The sequence below is a fragment of the Pseudomonas sp. SIMBA_068 genome (genome assembly GCF_046534705.1).
GTDB classification, from domain to species: Bacteria; Pseudomonadota; Gammaproteobacteria; order Pseudomonadales; family Pseudomonadaceae; genus Aquipseudomonas; species Aquipseudomonas putida.
Genome location: NZ_JAWRYI010001628.1, coordinates 1 through 237 on the forward strand (window position 1 = coordinate 1; position 237 = coordinate 237).

At 43.0% G+C, this 237-nt stretch carries 1 pseudogene; it reads right to left on the reverse strand.

Annotated elements, in window-relative coordinates:
- Positions 1–237 (reverse strand): annotated as a pseudogene (locus tag SB756_RS35240) (hypothetical protein); the annotation flags it as partial.

Consider the following 237-nt stretch of genomic DNA (forward strand, 5'->3'; position numbering starts at 1 on the left):
GTTTCGCCAATCCATAAATCTACATACTCGTTTTGTGCTTCATAAAGTGTATTTAAAATAGTAAAACCACGCTTACGTTCAAATAGCTCCGGGCGGTAAGAGCCAAATACCGGAGGCAGCGAACCTGCTACCAGTATATTTTTATTTGCACTTTGAGCCGCTTTTTTTGCAATGATTGCAGCTTGGTTCGCAAGCTCGGCACCCTGTGCATCATAAAGCGCTTCGCCTAAATGAAAC